Source organism: Streptomyces sp. NPDC026394 (assembly GCF_055567735.1).
The window spans coordinates 404,837-421,429 of the sequence record NZ_JBVHPX010000003.1; the positions used below are offsets into that span (position 1 = coordinate 404,837).

A 16,593-nucleotide genomic window follows, 5' to 3' on the forward strand; every position below is an offset into this window, starting at 1 on the left:
CGCGGGTCACGGCCGTGTGCCGTGTGCCGTGTGCCGTCAGAAGCGCCGATACATGATGTGCAGCCCGACGTAGCCCTCGGTGGGGTGCAGGAAACCCTCGGGAAGGGTCGTCATGATCTCGAAGCCGAGGGACCTCCAGAGGGCGACGGCATGGGTGTTGGTCTCGACCACCGCGTTGAACTGCATGGCCCGGAAGCCGCTCGTACGGGCCCAGCCGACGGCGTACTCGCCGAGCGCGCGGCCCACTCCGCGGCCGCCGTGGGCCGGATCGACCATGAAGGACGCGCTCGCGATGTGGGCGCCGCCGCCCATGTGGTTGGCGTTCATCTTGGCCGTGCCGAGGACCGTACCGCCGTCGTCCACGGCGACGACCGTGCGACTCGGCGGATCGAGCATCCACATCGCACGGCTGGTCGCCTCGTCCGTGTCGCGGTCGTAGGTGTACGTTTCGCCGGCCGCGACGATGGCACGGAAGAACGGCCAGATCGCGGGCCAGTCGGCCGCGTTCGCTTCTCGGATCAGCACGCGCGCCAGCATGCCGGGGGCGGACGCTGGGAGCCAGCGATTTTCCGGGCCCGGTGGGAGAGCGGCTACGGCCGTGGACTGCCGGTGAAGTCAAGGGTGGTGATGTAGGGGTCGTCGCCCCAACGTATCGTCATGCCGTCGCGGTCGGCCACGTACTGGTAGGGCTGCGACTTCAGGAGTGGGAGCACCATCTGTGCGTCGTCCCGTTCCTTTTCGGAGCAGGAGTGGTCCGTGGCGAGCTCCGGGTCGTGGAAGAAGACGTGCGTGCCGGCGAAGTCGGCCTTGGCGGTGAAGTCGTTGCAACCGAGCTGTCCGGTGACAGTGCCGTCCGGGTGGCAGTCGAAATACAGCTCGGTGCCGGAGTCGAAACCGTACGGGGAGTCGTACACCTGCACTCGCACCGGCCGGTACCGGGTGTCGAAGAACTCCTCGGGACGGTTGGGCACCAGAGTGACCGTCTCACCGCGGTCGTTCTTCAGCTCCAGGGAAGAACGGGGGCTTCGGGGCTTCGCGGACTCCGGGTCAGCGTCTTCGGGCTTTTCGGTGATCGTCAACGGGCCCTGGAGGAAGGCTTTGAGGCCTTCCTCGTACTGCACCGCTCCCTCGGCGTAGGTCACTTCGTCGCCGCACCGGGCTTTCTTCTGCGGGCCCGGCCATTTCGGAGGCTCGCCCGCCTTTCCTCCCAGAGTCAGCTCGGCCGCCCCCAGCTTCGCTTCCATCCGGAACGCCTCGCACCCGTAGGCGCCGGACGCGGTCCCGTCATCATGCAATTCGATCCACGGACGTCCGACGGACGTCCCGAAGAATGCGTACGGCACCTCCTTTCCCTTGAAGGCGCGCACGGACCAGACCCCACGGGCCAACAGCCCGCCCGCACCGTCCGGCCCCTTCCTCGCGTCCGGGGCGGACGAGGCGTACGCCGACGAACCGCGCCCCGCCCCGGCGCTCCCGGCCGATGTCGCACCGCACCCCGAGATCGCGACAAGGGTCATCGCACCGGCACCGGCCGACACCAGGGTGAGTCTTCGGGACTTACGCGTCACCATGACCGTAAAACGCGCGTCTCACGGCAGCAGTTCCCTGTCACGTGGAGTTCAGGCGGCGCGAAATACGGGGACGACAATTCCTGAAGCGTCCGCGGTGCGGAAACGCACCCGTAGCGGCATGCCGATGCGCAGGGCCGCCTCCGGACAGTCGACGACCTCCGTCATCATCCGCGGGCCCTCGGCGAGGTCCACCACCGCGGCCACGTACGGCACACGCCCGCCGAACGGCGGGAGGTCGTTACGGTGCACCACCGACCACGTGTAGAGCGTGGCCCGGCCGCTCGTTTCCTCCCATTCCACGTCTTCGCTCCAGCAACGCGGGCAGAACTCGCGCGGGTAGTGGTGCGCCGCCCCGCAGCCGTCGGCGCGGCAGCGGCGCAGCAGCAAGCGGCCCTGAGCAGCCGCGTCCCAGTAGACGCGGCTGAACGCGTCGGTGCCGGGCAGGTCGTACCTGGGCACGGCGGACGGCGCCGCCGCAGGCCCCTCGGGTTCGGACGTGGATGTCGCCTTCGGCCTCACTCCGGACCACCCGCTTCACCTCGGCGCGCGGCGCACGGCCCACAGCGCGCGTTGCTTTTCCTGACGGCCCGTCAGTTCACTCGACGACGGCCGGGCTGCGCAAGGGTGCGGGCACGGGCAGCGCCCCGTACGGCGACATGCGCGCCGTACGCGGTTACCCTCACCGGCATGCCGGACGCCGCAGCGCACGCCAGCTCCTCCGCATCCAGCACCGCACCGCCCGCCGCCGACCCACCCGTGTATGTCATCGGGGGCGGGCCGGGCGGGCTCGCCACGGCCGCCGCCCTCGGTGCCTACGGCATCCGTGCCGTCGTCCTCGAAAAGGCCGACGCGGTGGGCGCCTCCTGGCGCGGCCACTACGACCGTCTGCGACTGCACACCACACGCCGCCTCTCCGGCCTGCCGGGCCTGCCCATCCCGCGCGCCTACGGGCGGTGGGTCGCGCGCGACGACGTGGTGCGCTACCTGGAGCAGTACGCCGAGCACCATCACCTCGAAGTCGCCACGGGCGTCGTAGTGCGGCGCGTGGACCGCGCGGCGGACGGCGGATGGGTGCTCCACGCGAACGGCGGGCGCGCGCCGGCCGCCCGTACGGTCGTGATCGCCACCGGTTACAACCACACCCCGCACCTCCCCGACTGGCCCGGCCGCGACAGCTACTCCGGCGATCTCCGGCACGCCGGCGACTACCGCAACGCCGCCCCGTACGCGGGCAAGGACGTCCTGGTCGTCGGCACCGGCAACACCGGAGCCGAGATCGCCGTCGACCTGGCCGAAGGCGGCGCGGCGCGGGTGCGGCTGGCGGTCCGTACCGCCCCGCACATCGTGCGCCGCTCGACGGCGGGCTGGCCCGCCCAGGCGACGGGCATCCTTGTACGCCGTCTGCCGCCGCGCGCGGTGGACCGGGCGGCCCGGGTGATGCGCCGCCTCTCCGTGCCGGACCTGTCGGCGCACGGCCTGCCGATACCGGACACCGGGCTGTACAGCCGGGTCCTGGAAGGGGCGATCCCCGTACAGGACGTGGGGCTGATCGACGCCGTACAGCGCGGAGCGGTACGGCCGGTGGCGGCCGTGGCGTCCTTCGACGGTGACGTCGTACGGCTCGCGGACGGCGACGCGATCGAACCGGACGCCGTCATCGCCGCCACCGGCTACCGGCGCGGCCTGGACGGCCTCGTCGGCCACCTCGGCCTCCTCGACACCCGCGGCCGCCCGCGCGTCCACGGCCCCCGCACCCTCCCCTCCTGCCCGGGCCTCCACTTCACCGGCTACACCAACCCCATCAGCGGCATGTTCCGCGAACTGGCGCACGACGCCCGCCGCATCGCGCACGCCATCGCCGAGGCCCACGCCCGTCAGGGCCCGGACCCCGTGCCCGCCCGCACCCGATCCCGCACGACCCATTCCTGACTGAACGTCAGTTGCCCTAACCTGACGAGGCGTCAGTCGAATCGGCACTCGTCACACGGGAGCGGGCGTCAGCGATGCTTGGATCGACCTACGGCAGCCTCAGCACTCACTCCAGCCCGGCCCGCGTAGTGGCGTGCGGGGCGACCCCACCGCACACCGTGCACGGCACGGCCGCGCCCCCCGCGGGCGGCCCGCACGCCGACGGCACACCCGCCGGCGCCACGGGGCCCGACCTGGACGTCAGCGGGCGCCCGCTGTACGCCCCCGTCCCCGACCTGGACCGGTTCTTCCGGCCCGGGGCGGTGGCGGTGGTCGGCGCCTCGGACAGCGAGGGCCGCCCGAACACCGGCATCACCCGGCAGCTCATCGCGTGGGCCGAACGTGTCGGTGCCCGCCTGTACCCGGTCAACCCGGGCCGCGACCGTGTCTTCGGCCTGCCCTGCCTCACCTCCGTCTCCGACCTGCCCGAGCAGGCCGACCTCGCCGTACTGCTGGTCGCCGACCCCGTACCGGTCATCGAGGAACTGGCCGACGCGAAGATCAGGTTCGCGGTCGCCTTCGCCTCCGGCTTCGCAGAGACCGGGGCGGCCGGTGCCGCCGCCCAGGACCGGCTCGCCGAGGCCGTGGCCCGTACCGGCATCCGGCTGCTCGGCCCGAACACCAACCTCAACGCCTTCGCGTCGTTCCGCGAGGACCTGGACGGCCCCGCCATCGCCCTGATCACCCAGTCAGGTCACCAGGGCCGCCCCGTCTTCTCCCTCCAGGAACTGGGCATCCGCCTCTCGCACTGGGCCCCGACCGGCAACGAGGCCGATCTGGAGACCGCCGACTTCCTCTCCTACTTCGCCTCCCGTCCCGAGGTCGGTGCCGTCGCCGCGTACATCGAAGGGTTCAAGGACGGCCGCAGCTTCCTGCTCGCCGCCGACCGGGCGGCCCGCAACAAGGTCCCGGTCGTCGCCGTCAAGGTCGGCCGCACCGAGGCCGGGGCCCGTACCGCCGCCTCGCACACCGGCAAACTGACCGGTGCGGACGCGGTGGTGGACGCGGCCATGCGGCAGTTCGGGGTGATCCGGGTGGACGGGCTGGACGAGTTGCAGGACACCGCGGCCCTGCTCGCCCGGGCCCGTACCCCGACGGCCGACGGCGTCGTCGTCTATTCGATATCCGGGGGCACCGGCGCCCACTTCGCGGACCTGGCGACGGCCGCCGGGCTCACGCTGCCCACCCTGGACCGCGCGAAGCAGGACGAGCTGCACCAGTGGATCCCGGACTGTCTGAACGTCGCCAACCCGGTGGACAGCGGCGGCCACCCGGTCGGCGACCGGCGCGGTCGAAAAATCATCGACGCGCTCCTCGCCGACCCGTCCATCGGCGTACTGATCTGCCCGATCACCGGACCGTTCCCCCCGATGAGCGACAAGCTGGCCCAGGACCTCGTGGACGCGGCGGAACAGACGGACAAGCTGGTGTGCGTCGTCTGGGGCTCGCCGGTCGGCACCGAGGACGCCTACCGGCACACCCTCCTCGGCTCCCGGCGCGTGGCGACCTTCCGCACCTTCGCCAACTGCATCACGGCCGTCCGCGCCCACCTCGCCCACCACCGCTTCACCGCCGGCTACCGCTCCCCCTTCGACGACGCCCCGCGCACCCCGTCGCCCTCCGCGCGCAAGGCGCACGACCTGATGAGCCCGGGACAGCAGCTCAGCGAACACGCGGCGAAACAGCTCCTGCGCGCCTACGGGATCAGGGTGCCGCGCGAACAGCTCGTCACCAGCGCGGCGGCGGCCGTGCGCGCCGCGAGTCTCGTCGGCTACCCCGTCGTCATGAAGGCGTCCGCGCCGCAGCTCGCGCACAAGACCGAACTCGGGCTCGTCAAGACCGGACTGACCTCCGCCAGCCAGGTCAGGGACGCCTATCGGGAGCTGGCCGACATCGCCCGCCACGAAGGCATCGAGCTGGACGGGGTGCTCGTCTGCCAGATGATCGAGCGGGGCGTGGAGATGGTCGTGGGCGTCACCGCCGACCGCCTCTTCGGGCCGACCGTGACGGTCGGGCTGGGCGGGGTGCTCGTCGAGGTCCTGCGGGACACCGCCGTCGGCGTGCCGCCCTTCGGCGCGGACCGGGCCCGCGCGATGCTCCGCGAACTGCGCGGACACGCCCTGCTGGAAGGCGTACGGGGAGGGCAGCCGGCCGACGTGGACGCGCTCGTCGAAGTCGTCCTGCGCGTCCAGCGGATGGCGCTGGACCTGAGCGGCGAACTCGCCGAGCTGGACATCAACCCGCTGATGGTGCTGCCGCGCGGCCAGGGCGCCGTCGCGCTCGACGCGCTCGCCGTCTGCCACTGACCGGGCGGGCGGCCCGGCGGCCCGCGCGGCCGCCCGGGCGCCCGCCCGCCCGAGCGCTCCCACCGTCGACCACAGAACTCGGAGCCGCCTCACCATGGCCCCCACCCCCGATTCCCCCGCATCCGTCCCCGCTGACTCCTTGATACTCCACACCACTGACAACGGCGTGCTGCGGATCACCCTCAACCGCCCGGCCGCTCTCAACGCCATCACCCCTGACCAGCGCGAACGCATCATCGCGCAACTTTCCGACGCGTCCGCCGACCCGGACGTACGGGCCGTCGTCATCACCGCCGTCGGCAAGGGCTTCTGCGCCGGCGCCGACCTGCGCGGCGGTGCCGCCACGCAGCCGGCCGAGCGGGCCGCGGGCGACGTGGCCCGTCTGATCCGGCGCGGCGCCCAGCGCCTCGTATCCGCCGTACTGGACTGCGAGAAACCCGTCCTCGCCGCCGTCAACGGCACCGCCGCCGGGCTCGGCGCGCACCTCGCCTTCGCCTGCGACCTGGTGGTGGCGGCCGAGTCCGCGACGTTCGTCGAGGTGTTCGCGCGGCGCGGCCTCGTACCGGACGGCGGCGGCGCGTACCTGCTGCCCCGGCTCGTCGGGCCGCAGCGCGCGAAGGAACTGCTGTTCTTCGGCGACGCCGTCACGGCGGCCGACGCCGCACGCATGGGGCTGGTCAACCGGGTCGTGCCGGACACGGGTCTGGAGAAGGCCGCGCGGGACTGGGCGGAACGGCTCGCCGCCGGCCCGACCCGGGCCCTTGCCCTCACGAAGCACCTGGTCAACGCCTCACTGGAGGCCGACCGGGGCACGGCGTTCGCGGCCGAGGCGGCGGCCCAGGAGATCAACATGACGACGGCGGACGCGCGGGAGGGGGTCACGGCCTTCGTGGAGCGCCGCCGGCCCACGTACCGGGGGCGGTGAGCTCCGGCAGAGCGGCCCCGCCCGCACCTTCAAATCTGACGGGCCATCAGGTTCAATGGAAGCATGATGGGACATGCCGGTATGGCGGCCACCGCGGTGCGTTATCTGCGGTCGGTGGGCGCGCCGACCTCCGCCACGCCGCCGGATCCCGCCGGGCGCGCCGGCACAGTGCCGCGCCCCGCCCTCAGAGCCGTACGGGAGGACGAGCGCGCCCCGCTCGACCCGGCCGACTTCCGCGCCGTGCTGGGCCACTTCGCCAGCGGCGTCACGGTCGTCACCGCGCCCGCACCCCGCCCGGCCGGCCCCGGCGACACCACCGCGCACGGCCCGGCCGGCTTCGCCTGCCAGTCCTTCGCGTCGCTCTCCCTCGACCCGCCGCTGGTCACGTTCATGGTGGCCCGTACGTCCACCACCTGGCCCCGGATCGCCCGCGCGGGCGTCTTCTGCGTCAACATCCTGGGCGCGGACCAGGAGGGCCTGTGCCGCGCCTTCGCGGTCAGCGGCGCCGACAAGTTCGCGGGCGTCTCCCACGCACCCGCCCCGGTCACCGGATCACCGCGCCTGGCGGGCGTCCCGGCCTGGATCGACTGCGTGATCCAGGCCGTGCACACCGGCGGCGACCACCTCATCGTCGTGGGCCGGGTCGCCGCCCTCGGCACGGACCCGGGAACCGCCGGGGCCGGCCCGCTCCTCTTCCACCGGGGCGCTTTCGGCCGCTTCAGCGCGTAGGACGGAACCGCCCGCCGGGCACCGGGGCCGGAGGGCGGTACGCCCGTACGTCAGAACGTCAGCACTCCGCGCGCCACCCGGCCCCGCCGCAGGTCCGCCACCGCCCCGTCGAAGTCCTTGACCGCGTACGTCCTGGTCACCAGCTCGTCCAGGAGGAGGCGGCCCTCCTCGTAGAACCTCGCGTAACGCGCGATGTCGCGCTGCGGGCGGGACGAGCCGTAGCGGCAGCCCAGGATGGACTTGTCCAGATACATCGACGAGACCAGGAACGACGCCTCGGCGGTGGCCGGGGGCACGCCCAGCAGCACCGCCTGACCGTGCCGGCCGAGGAGGTCCACGGCCTGCCGGATCAGCTCCGTACGGCCCACGCACTCGAAGGCGTGGTCGGCGCCGTCCGGCAGGACACCGCGCACGGCCTCGACGGTGTCCGGCACCGCCGAGGCGTCCACGAAGTGCGTCGCGCCGAACAGCCGCGCCATCGCCTCCTTGGCCGGTTCGACGTCCACGGCGACGATCACCGAGGCACCGGCCAGCCGGGCACCCTGGAGCACGTTCAGCCCGATGCCGCCCGTGCCGATCACCACCACCGTGTCGCCCTGCCCCACCCGCGCGCGGTTCAGGACTGCGCCGACCCCGGTCAGCACGCCGCACCCGATCAGCGCCGCCGACGTCAGCGGTATCCCGCGGGGGATCCGTACCGCCTGCACGGCCCGGACGACCGTACGCTCGGCGAAGGCCGAGTTGGACGCGAAGCTGTACACCTCCCGGCCGCCGTGCCGGAACGGCTTCCCGGGCATCCCGATCGAGGCGCGGCACATCGTCGGCCGGCCGCGGTCGCACTCCGCGCACGTCCCGCAGTTGGCCAGCGTGGACAGCGCGACATGATCTCCTGCCGCTACATGCGTGACCCCGTCCCCCACCTCCTCGACCACACCCGCGCCCTCATGCCCCAGCACCACCGGCACCGGATAAGGAATCGTCCCATCGACCACTGACACATCGCTGTGGCACAGCCCCGCCGCCCGGATGCCGACCAGCACCTCGCCGGGCCCCGGAGCCCGTACCTCCAGGTCGTCGACGACCCGCGGCCGGCCACCCTCGAACATGACGCCTCGCATCATCGCTCCCGCCCTCCGCCGAGGCCGAGCACCCGCCCGGCAATGACCGTGCGCTGGATCTCGTCCGAACCGCCGTAGACCGTGTCGGCCCGGCTGAAGAGGAACCGCCGCTGCGCCGCGTCGAGTGCGTACGCGGAGTCCGCCGTCCACGGCTCCGGGCCGCACGCCGCGCCCGCTCCCCGTACCCGCATCGCCAGTTCCCCCATCCGTTGGTGCCAGCCGGACCACAGCAGCTTCGCCACACTGGGCGCGCCCGCGTCCCCGGCTGCCGGACCGAGCGTGCGCAGCGCGTTCCACCGCAGCACCCGCAGCTCGGCCCACTGGCGTACGATCCGGTCCCGCAGTACGGGATCGTCCACCGCGCCCGTACGCACCGCCTCACGGACGACCTCGCGCAACTCGGCGGCGAAGCCGACCTGTTGGGCGAGGGTGGAGACACCGCGCTCCAGCGCCAGCAGCCCCATCGCCACCCGCCACCCGGCGCCGGGCCCGCCCACCACATGCGCGGCGCGCGCCACCGCCCCGTCGAAGAACACCTCGTTGAACTCGGACGTCCCCGTAAGCTGCCGGATCGGCCGGACCTCGATGCGCCCCGGCTGGTCCATCGGCACCAGCAGGAAGGACAGCCCCCGGTGCCGCCGCTCCCCCGGATCGGTCCTGGCCAGCACGAAGCACCAGTCGGCCTCCCGCGCGAGCGAGGTCCAGATCTTCCGCCCGCTGATCCGGTACGTGTCCCCGTCCCGCACGGCCGCCGTACGGACCGCCGCGAGGTCCGAGCCCGCGCCGGGCTCGCTGTACCCCTGACACCACAGCTCCTCGCCCCGCGCGACGGGCGGCAGGAAACGTTTCCGCTGCGCGTCGTCCCCGTAAGCGAGCAGCGTCGGTGCCAGCAGTTGCTCCCCGATGTGTCCCACCCGCTCCGGCGCACGCGCCGCCGCGCACTCCTCGGCCCACACCACCTGCTGCGTCAGCGTGGCCCCCCGGTTCCCGAACGCACCGTACGCACGGTCCCACCCGATCCCGACCCACCCGCCGCGCCCCAACTCCCTTTCCCAGGCACGCCGTACGCCGAACTCCGAGCGCCGGGCCACCAACTCCTCACACAGATGCTCCGCCAGCCAACAACGCACCTCACCCCGAAACACCTGATCTTCGACCCCGACCGAAAAATCCACCGCCACCCTCCCACCGGGACAAGCCCCGATCCACCTCTCCTCCCACCCCCTCACGGAAGGGGGCGGGCCGGAGCGGCCTGCCGCGCAGGCCCGCCCCCGAACCTGACAGCCCCGCGCAGCGGCCACAGCCCGCCGCAGGCGCGACGAACCCGCAGCCAGAAGCGAACCGGCGCCCCGGACCCCGCGCCCAAAGAGCGCCACTTGGAACTACACGTTGGGCCGCCGCCCCCCGGCCGCGTCAGCGGCCATCGCCTCCACCCGCGACAGCAACGGCATCGGATCGGTCCCCACCGTCCCCGGCAGAAACTCCGCGATCTTCTCCGGCGTCCACCCGCCCTCCGCGTACCCGGCACGCAGTTCCCTCGGCTGGGCCCACACCGCGATCTTCGGCCCGGCGACCGTGTAGACCTGTCCGGTGACGCGTTCCTGCACGGCGCGGTCGCTGAGCAGGTAGACGACGAGAGCCGCGACGTCCTCGGGCTCGCCGATCTCCGTCAGCTCCGTCGGCACGCCGGCGGACATCCGCGTACGGGCGACGGGGGCGACCGCGTTGGCGGTCACGCCGTACCGGCTGAGACCGAGTGCGGCGCTGCGCACCAGCGAGATGACGCCGCCCTTGGCCGCGGCGTAGTTGGCCTGCGAGACGCTGCCCTGGTGGTTGCCGCTGGTGAAGCCGACGAGGGTGCCGGACCGCTGCCGGCGCATGACCGCCGAGGCCGCCCGGAACACGGTGAAGGTGCCCTTCAGGTGGGTGGCGACGACCGGGTCCCACTCCTCCTCGGTCATGTTGAAGAGCATGCGTTCGCGCAGGATGCCGGCCACGCACACCACGCCGTCCACGCGCCCGTAGCGGGTGAGCGCCGTGTCGACGACCCGCTGCCCGCCCGCCATCGTGGACACGTCGTCCGCGACGGCGACCGCCTCGCCGCCCGCCTGCTCGATCTCCTTGACCACCGCCTCGGCGACCTCGCTGCTCGGCCCGGCGCCGTCCACCGCCACCCCGTAGTCGTTGACGACCACCCGGGCGCCCTGGGCGGCGCAGGCCAGGGCCACCGCGCGCCCGATGCCGCGGCCCGCACCGGTGACGGCGACCACCTTGTCCGTCAAGAAGTTCCCCATGCCGCGCCCCTTCCCGCAGTTTCTGACGGCCCGTTAGATTTTTGAGCAGACCCGCACCGAGCACAAGACCCGGCGCAGCCCGGAACGCGGCACGACGCACACCCCCGCACCGCCCCGAGGAGGACCGGAATGCCACTGCCCGCCGAGTTCCACGCCCTCGCCGAACGCGTGAACAACTGGGGCCGCTGGGGCGCGGACGACGAGATCGGCACGCTCAACCTGCTCACGCCCGGCGTCGTACGGGAGGCCGCCTCCGCCGTCCGCTCCGGCCGCCGCATCGGCCTCGCGCTGCCACTGCGGCAGGACGGCGTGCAGACCGGCCTGATTTCCGGCCGCGTCAACCCCCTGCACACCATGACCGCGATCAACCAGGAGATCTTCGGCCCGGGGACGGTCGCCACCTCCGACGACGCCGTCACCATGGGCCTCCAGGCGGCCACCCACTGGGACGGCCTGGCCCATGTCTCGCACTCCGGCCGGCTCTACAACAACCGCCCCGCCGACTCCGTCACCGCGCACGGCGGCGCCACCGTCCTCGGCATCGAGAAGGCGCCCCCGATCGTCTCGCGCGGCGTCCTGCTCGACGTGGCCCGCGCCCACCGCGGGGACTCCGACGGGCCCGGGAGGCTGCCCGCCGGTCACGCGGTGACGCCGGAGGACCTGGACGCGGCGGAGGAACTGGCCGGGACGCGGGTAAGGGCCGGCGACATCGTGCTGATCCGTACCGGGCAGATCCAGCACTACCTGGCGGGCGACCGGGACGCGTACGCCCACCCGTCGCCCGGACTGTCGGTCCGTACGCCCGAGTGGTTCCACGCCCGCGACGTCGCGGCCGTCGCCGACGACACCCTCACCTTCGAGATCTTCCCGCCGGAGATCGACGGCCTCTGGATGCCCGTGCACGCGCTCCACCTGGTGGAGATGGGCATGATCCAGGGCCAGAACTGGAATCTGGAGGAGCTGGCCGGGGCCTGCGCGCAGGAGAACCGTTACGCGTTCTTCCTCGCCGCGATGGCCGAACCGTTCGTGGGCGGCACCGGCACACCGGTGGCGCCGGTCGCGGTCCTCTGAGGCTGCGCACCGGCGCGGGAGCGCCCGCGCCGGGAAGGCGGACCGGACGGAAGCGGGCCGGCCTGCGACAGGCCGGACGGAAGCGGGCCGGCCGCCGTACGGGCAGCGGCACTGCCCCAGCCGGGTGGCGGTACGCCCATGCGCACCCCGAGCGTGGCACCGCGGACCACCACCCGGCTACGGGACACGACCCGCACTCGCCGAGGCCCCGGCCCCGTACCCTCGGCGTCCCCTCACGGCGGATCGCTCCACCCCAGCGTGATCACGTAGCCACGCCACGTCAACACCTGGTCTGGACTTTCCTTCGGTCAGGCGCGGTGCGGTACGGCGCAGTGCGGGTCGTACGCCCCCAGGTCCGACCCGGCCGCCATCAGCATCGACTGCCCGCGGTCCACCTCGCACCAGATGCTCTTGCCGGTCCCTTCGGGCCGCCAGCCCCAGCGGTCCGCCAGGCCGTCGACCAGTTCCAGGCCGCGGCCGTTCGTGTCGTCACCGTCGGCGCGCCGGGGGCGTGGCGCGCGGGTGCTGCGGTCCGCGACCTCGACCCGTACGGTGCCCACCACGGCACCCGAACCCGAGAAGCACATCCGCAGCTCGGCGGGGTTGCCCGTATGCACGACGGCATTGGTGACCAACTCCGAGATCAGCAGGATCAGCGTCTCCGCCAACGGCTCGTCGGCCCTTATGCCCGAGCCGGCCAGCCGCGACCTGGCCCACCTCCGGGCCCGCCCCACCTCCGCGGGGTCAGGCCGGACTTCCAACTGCACCTGAAGCACCTGCACCGCTCACACCATCCGAACCGGCGGACACATCGCCTCGCACCTCATCGAGGTCACACTCCGTGACCTCGGTGATGCACAGCATGGTTGACGTTCAGTCACCCCAACAAGCGCTTCGGGCATATTCCAGCGCAAGGGAGTATGCGTGGTGCATACTGTGCGACGCGCATTGCCGGGAGTCGAACAAGAGGGCTTCACGCCCCTCCTTCGGGGGCGAGCGGAGCGCGTTCGGCATCCCGGGTCGGTCGCCACGACCCCACGGGAACAGTTGCGCCTCAGAACCACTCGCACCCAAGGGAGCGTACCCGAGCGGGGCGCCGACTCCCCCCTGTGACGAGTTATGCCTGGGACACCACCCGATATCGACCCTCTGTGACCGCTTGTGTGTACGGAAACCGACATTCCGCACCAGAATGCCCTACACGCCGAAATCGTCGACCAACAGAGCCTCGGCGAGTGCTTCCTCCGCCTTTCCGCCGCTTTGCCACTGTTCGACTCGCCACCACGCCCGTTTGAGGTGCAGATGGACGTCGGCCTCCCAGGTGAAGCCCATTCCGCCGTGCACCTGAAGGCAGTCCCGGGCGTTGCGCACGGCGGCCTCGTCGGCGAGCAACTTGGCGCCGACTACGGGGAGTGACTGATCGGTGAGTGAAGCCGCATATACGGCGCTTCTCGCTATTTCCACTCGTATCAGCATCTCGGCGCACAGATGTTTCACCGCCTGGAACGATCCGATGCGTACGCCGAACTGCTCTCGGCGCCGGGCGTGTTCCACGGCCATCTCGACCGTACGGGCAGCGCTGCCGAGCTGAAGCGCCGCCGTCAGCAGGGCGGCCTCGCGGCGCAGCCGGGGCACGTCCAGAGAGCGCGGCGCGCGGCGCGGGTAGGACGTCACGCGCGCGAGCGGCGTCAGCGGATCGACCGAGCGGACGGGCTCCAGGACCGGCCAGTCGGGGGCGTTCCAGAAGGCCCTGCCGGTCTTGCCCGGCTCCCCGCCCTCGCCCGACTCCCCGCTCTCGCCCAGATCGCCGCCCTCCCCCAGCTCACGGCTCTCTCCCGGATCGCCGCCCTCCAGCAAGATCAACTCGTCGCAGTCCCCAGGGTGTTCCCACAGCCGCTCCCCGCCCCTCCCCGCATCGCACAACCCCACCACCCGCTCCCCCGTGGCCGCCCCCGGCACCACCCCCGCCAGCAGCTCTCCCGCCACCAGCGGCCCCGGCAGCAACGCCCGCCCGGCCTCCTCGAAGACCAGCACCGCGTCCGGCAGGCCGAGCCCCACCCCGCCGTCCGCCGCCGGCAGCCGCAGCGCGAAGAACCCGGCCGCGCCCAGCTCACGCCAGAGCGCGCGGTCGAGCGCCGGGGCCTCCACCGCCTCCCGCAGCCGGTCCCTGCCGAAGCGCCGCGTCAGCAGTTCGCGGGTTCCCGCCTGCAAGGCGCGTTGATCAGCGGTGGGTCGGAGGTCCACGGTGCCCGTTCACCGTCCCTTCGGCAGGCCGAGGATGCGCTCGGCGATGATGTCGCGCTGGATCTGCGACGTTCCGGCGGCGATCGTGTACGAGAGGGACGACAGCCGGTCCGCCGTCCACCGCTGGTCCGCGTCGAGCGCGCCGGACGGCCCCAGCACCTCGGCGGCCGCGTCGTACAGCTCCTGGCGGGTCTGCGAGTAGCGCAGTTTGAAGACCGAGCCGCCCGCGTCCGGTACCCCGCCCGTGTCCCGGGCCGCGCCGACGTTGCGCTGGATGAGCCGCCACAACGCCGTGAACTCGGCGTTCAGCCGGCCCAGCCGACGGCGCAGCACCGGGTCGTCCCAGCGCCCGTTCGCCCGTGCCGCGCGGGCCAGCTCGCCGAGCGTACGGCGGCAGGCCACGACCTCGCCGACGAAGGCGGTGCCCCGCTCGAAGGAGAGCGTGACCATGGTGACGCGCCAGCCGTCGTGCTCGGCGCCGACCCGGTTGGCCACCGGCACCCGCACCCCGTCGAGGAAGACCTCCGCGAACTCGGCCGGGCCGGCGAGCGTACGCAGCGGCCGTACGGTGATCCCGGGGGCGTCCATCGGCATCGCCAGCCAGGAGACACCCCGATGCCTGGGGGCCTCCGCGTCCGTACGCACCAGCAACTCGCACCAGTCCGCGATCTCCGCGTGCGAGGTCCAGATCTTCTGCCCGGTGACCACGTAGTCGTCGCCGTCCCGTACGGCACGGGTGCGCAGGGCGGCGAGGTCGGAGCCCGCCTCCGGCTCGCTGAAGCCCTGGCACCAGACCTCCTCACCGCGCACGACGGGCGGCAGCCAGCGGGCGCGCTGCTCGTCCGTGCCCTCGGCGGCGATGGTCGGCCCGGCGTGCAGCAGCCCGACGAAGTTGGCGCCCACGTAGGGCGCACCGGCGCGCTCCGTCTCCTCCAGGAAGATCAGCCGCCGGGTGGGCGAGGCGTCCCAGTGCACGGCACCGTACCCGGCGTCGTACAGCCGCCGCTGCCAGCCGAGGTCGTAGGCACGCCGGCCCGGCCAGTCCAGCGGATCGGGCCGGGCGGGAAGGCCGGGGAGCGTCTTGGCGAGCCACTCCCGCAGCCGGACCCGGAACTCCTCCTCCTCGGGCGAGTACGTCAGGTCCATCAGACGAGGTCGAGGTCGAGCATGCGGATCGCGTTGCCGCGCATCAGCTTGTACACGGTCTCCTCGTCCAGCCCCTTCACGTGGTCCAGGGCGACTTCCTTGGTGTGCGGGAAGGTCGAGTCCACGTGCGGGTAGTCGGTCTCGAAGGTGGCGTTGTCCCGGCCGACCACGTCCAGTGAGGCGACACCGTGCTTGTCGCGGAAGAAGCAGCAGAAGATCTGCCGGTAGTAGTACGTGGAGGGCGGCTCGGGGATCAGGTCGCGCACCCCGCCCCAGGCGCGGTGCTCCTCCCACACGTCGTCCGCGCGCTCCAGGGCGTACGGTATCCAGCCCATCTGCCCCTCGCTGTACGCGAGTTTGAGGAGCGGGAACTTCACCAGCACCCCGCTGAAGAGGAAGTCCATCATCGACGCCATGGCGTTGTTGAAGCTCAGTGACGCCTGGACGGCGGGCGGCGCGTCGGGGGAGGCGGCCGGCATCTGCGAACTGGACCCGATGTGCATGTTGACCACCGTCCCGGTCTCCTCGCAGACCGCGAAGAACGGGTCCCAGTAGCCGGAGTGGATCGACGGCAGTCCGAGGTGGGTCGGTATCTCGCTGAACGTCACGGCCCGCACCCCGCGCGCCGCGTTCCGCCGGATCTCGGCCACGGCCAGGCCGATGTCCCACAGCGGGACGATGCACAGCGGGATCAGCCGCCCGCCGCTGTCCCCGCACCACTCCTCCACCATCCAGTCGTTGTACGCGCGCACGCACGCCAGGGCGACCTCCTTGTCCCGCGCCTCGGCGAACGTCTGGCCGCAGAACCGGGGGAAGGTCGGAAAGCACAGCGACGCCTCGACGTGGTTGAGGTCCATGTCCCTGAGCCGCTCGGCCGGGTCCCAGCAGCCGGGGCGCATCTCGGCGCGGGTGATGCCCTCCAGCGTCATGGCGTCGCGGTCGAAGCCGACGGCGGCGATGTTGCGCTTGTACGGGAACTTCAGGTCCTCGTAGATCCACCAGTCGGTGGGCGGCCCGTCCGGATCCATCGTGATCACATACTTGCCGCCGGTGTACGCCAGCTCGCCGATGCCCGCGGTCAGCGGCTGCGGGCCCCGTCCCCGGTACTTCGCCGGCAGCCAGGTCTCGAAGAGGTGCGCGGGCTCGATGACGTGGTCGTCGACGCTGACGATGCGCGGTAGCTCCATCCGGTTCCCCTCACACGGTTCTTCCGACCGGTGC

Annotated in this window: 15 protein-coding genes; 5 read left to right on the plus strand and 10 right to left on the minus strand. The window is 72.4% G+C overall.

The annotated features are described in order from the left end of the window. Window positions 1-36 precede the first annotated feature (36 nt). The 3 genes from ACZ4QV_RS10170 to ACZ4QV_RS10180 form a co-directional block, all read right to left on the minus strand. On the minus strand, window positions 37-525 hold the full coding sequence (locus ACZ4QV_RS10170) for a GNAT family N-acetyltransferase (protein ID WP_361149354.1): 489 nt from the start codon (window positions 523-525) through the stop codon (window positions 37-39). Between the two features lie 65 nt (window positions 526-590). After that, window positions 591-1,244, minus strand: a complete 654-nt coding sequence (locus ACZ4QV_RS10175) for an META domain-containing protein (protein ID WP_361584451.1) — start codon at window positions 1,242-1,244, stop codon at window positions 591-593. Between the two features lie 375 nt (window positions 1,245-1,619). Beyond that, complete coding sequence (locus ACZ4QV_RS10180) at window positions 1,620-2,030, minus strand: Zn-ribbon domain-containing OB-fold protein (RefSeq protein ID WP_361584448.1); 411 nt, start codon at window positions 2,028-2,030, stop codon at window positions 1,620-1,622. A gap of 228 nt (window positions 2,031-2,258) precedes the next feature. Here ACZ4QV_RS10180 and ACZ4QV_RS10185 point away from each other — a divergent pair, with 228 nt between their 5' ends. From ACZ4QV_RS10185 to ACZ4QV_RS10200, 4 genes are all read left to right on the plus strand, one after another. Beyond that, window positions 2,259-3,500 carry a flavin-containing monooxygenase gene (locus ACZ4QV_RS10185; RefSeq protein WP_361584445.1) on the plus strand — a complete coding sequence of 414 codons (1,242 nt, stop codon included), beginning with the start codon at window positions 2,259-2,261 and terminating at the stop codon, window positions 3,498-3,500. Between the two features lie 74 nt (window positions 3,501-3,574). Next, window positions 3,575-5,845: an acetate--CoA ligase family protein gene (locus ACZ4QV_RS10190; protein ID WP_361584442.1), complete on the plus strand. Its 2,271-nt coding sequence runs from the start codon at window positions 3,575-3,577 to the stop codon at window positions 5,843-5,845. Between the two features lie 94 nt (window positions 5,846-5,939). Then, window positions 5,940-6,770, plus strand: a complete 831-nt coding sequence (locus ACZ4QV_RS10195; protein ID WP_361584439.1) for an enoyl-CoA hydratase/isomerase family protein — start codon at window positions 5,940-5,942, stop codon at window positions 6,768-6,770. Between the two features lie 63 nt (window positions 6,771-6,833). Then, window positions 6,834-7,499: a flavin reductase family protein gene (locus tag ACZ4QV_RS10200; protein WP_361584436.1), complete on the plus strand. Its 666-nt coding sequence runs from the start codon at window positions 6,834-6,836 to the stop codon at window positions 7,497-7,499. Window positions 7,500-7,549: 50 nt separating this feature from the next. On the opposite strand, the gene ACZ4QV_RS10205 is transcribed toward ACZ4QV_RS10200, so the two are convergent. The 3 genes from ACZ4QV_RS10205 to ACZ4QV_RS10215 all read right to left on the minus strand — a co-directional run bounded on the left by ACZ4QV_RS10205 (window position 7,550) and on the right by ACZ4QV_RS10215 (window position 10,911). Next, complete coding sequence (locus tag ACZ4QV_RS10205; RefSeq protein ID WP_361150159.1) at window positions 7,550-8,617, minus strand: Zn-dependent alcohol dehydrogenase; 1,068 nt, start codon at window positions 8,615-8,617, stop codon at window positions 7,550-7,552. Beyond that, window positions 8,617-9,792 (minus strand): acyl-CoA dehydrogenase family protein, encoded by a 1,176-nt coding sequence (locus ACZ4QV_RS10210; protein WP_361584433.1) that lies wholly within the window; start codon window positions 9,790-9,792, stop codon window positions 8,617-8,619. Before ACZ4QV_RS10210 ends, ACZ4QV_RS10205 begins: the two co-directional genes overlap by 1 nt. A 207-nt stretch (window positions 9,793-9,999) precedes the next feature. After that, on the minus strand, window positions 10,000-10,911 hold the full coding sequence (locus ACZ4QV_RS10215; RefSeq protein ID WP_361149333.1) for an SDR family NAD(P)-dependent oxidoreductase: 912 nt from the start codon (window positions 10,909-10,911) through the stop codon (window positions 10,000-10,002). A gap of 129 nt (window positions 10,912-11,040) precedes the next feature. Here ACZ4QV_RS10215 and ACZ4QV_RS10220 point away from each other — a divergent pair, with 129 nt between their 5' ends. After that, window positions 11,041-11,982 carry a cyclase family protein gene (locus tag ACZ4QV_RS10220; protein WP_361616036.1) on the plus strand — a complete coding sequence of 314 codons (942 nt, stop codon included), beginning with the start codon at window positions 11,041-11,043 and terminating at the stop codon, window positions 11,980-11,982. 308 nt (window positions 11,983-12,290) lie between these two features. Here ACZ4QV_RS10220 and ACZ4QV_RS10225 read toward each other — a convergent pair whose 3' ends face one another. The 4 genes from ACZ4QV_RS10225 to ACZ4QV_RS10240 all read right to left on the minus strand — a co-directional run bounded on the left by ACZ4QV_RS10225 (window position 12,291) and on the right by ACZ4QV_RS10240 (window position 16,559). Beyond that, window positions 12,291-12,764 (minus strand): ATP-binding protein, encoded by a 474-nt coding sequence (locus ACZ4QV_RS10225; RefSeq protein WP_361149327.1) that lies wholly within the window; start codon window positions 12,762-12,764, stop codon window positions 12,291-12,293. Window positions 12,765-13,179: 415 nt separating this feature from the next. Beyond that, a complete protein-coding gene (locus ACZ4QV_RS10230; RefSeq protein ID WP_361584427.1) occupies window positions 13,180-14,226 on the minus strand; it encodes an acyl-CoA dehydrogenase family protein in 1,047 nt (348 codons plus the stop codon). Window positions 14,227-14,235: 9 nt separating this feature from the next. After that, entirely contained in the window at window positions 14,236-15,372 is a 1,137-nt protein-coding gene (locus tag ACZ4QV_RS10235; RefSeq protein WP_361149323.1) for an acyl-CoA dehydrogenase family protein, read from the minus strand. Beyond that, on the minus strand, window positions 15,372-16,559 hold the full coding sequence (locus ACZ4QV_RS10240; protein ID WP_361584424.1) for an amidohydrolase family protein: 1,188 nt from the start codon (window positions 16,557-16,559) through the stop codon (window positions 15,372-15,374). Before ACZ4QV_RS10240 ends, ACZ4QV_RS10235 begins: the two co-directional genes overlap by 1 nt. Between the last annotated feature and the right edge of the window lie 34 nt (window positions 16,560-16,593).

Bases quoted from the DNA above. Each gene is read 5' to 3' on its own strand.
- ACZ4QV_RS10190 (WP_361584442.1), top strand. From the start codon at position 3,575: ATGCTTGGATCGACCTACGGCAGCCTCAGCACTCACTCCAGCCCGGCC.
- ACZ4QV_RS10240 (WP_361584424.1), bottom strand. From the start codon at position 16,559: ATGGAGCTACCGCGCATCGTCAGCGTCGACGACCACGTCATCGAGCCC.
- ACZ4QV_RS10235 (WP_361149323.1), bottom strand. From the start codon at position 15,372: ATGGACCTGACGTACTCGCCCGAGGAGGAGGAGTTCCGGGTCCGGCTG.
- ACZ4QV_RS10205 (WP_361150159.1), bottom strand. From the start codon at position 8,617: ATGCGAGGCGTCATGTTCGAGGGTGGCCGGCCGCGGGTCGTCGACGAC.
- ACZ4QV_RS10215 (WP_361149333.1), bottom strand. From the start codon at position 10,911: ATGGGGAACTTCTTGACGGACAAGGTGGTCGCCGTCACCGGTGCGGGC.
- ACZ4QV_RS10200 (WP_361584436.1), top strand. From the start codon at position 6,834: ATGATGGGACATGCCGGTATGGCGGCCACCGCGGTGCGTTATCTGCGG.
- ACZ4QV_RS10185 (WP_361584445.1), top strand. From the start codon at position 2,259: ATGCCGGACGCCGCAGCGCACGCCAGCTCCTCCGCATCCAGCACCGCA.
- ACZ4QV_RS10220 (WP_361616036.1), top strand. From the start codon at position 11,041: ATGCCACTGCCCGCCGAGTTCCACGCCCTCGCCGAACGCGTGAACAAC.
- ACZ4QV_RS10175 (WP_361584451.1), bottom strand. From the start codon at position 1,244: ATGGAAGCGAAGCTGGGGGCGGCCGAGCTGACTCTGGGAGGAAAGGCG.
- ACZ4QV_RS10195 (WP_361584439.1), top strand. From the start codon at position 5,940: ATGGCCCCCACCCCCGATTCCCCCGCATCCGTCCCCGCTGACTCCTTG.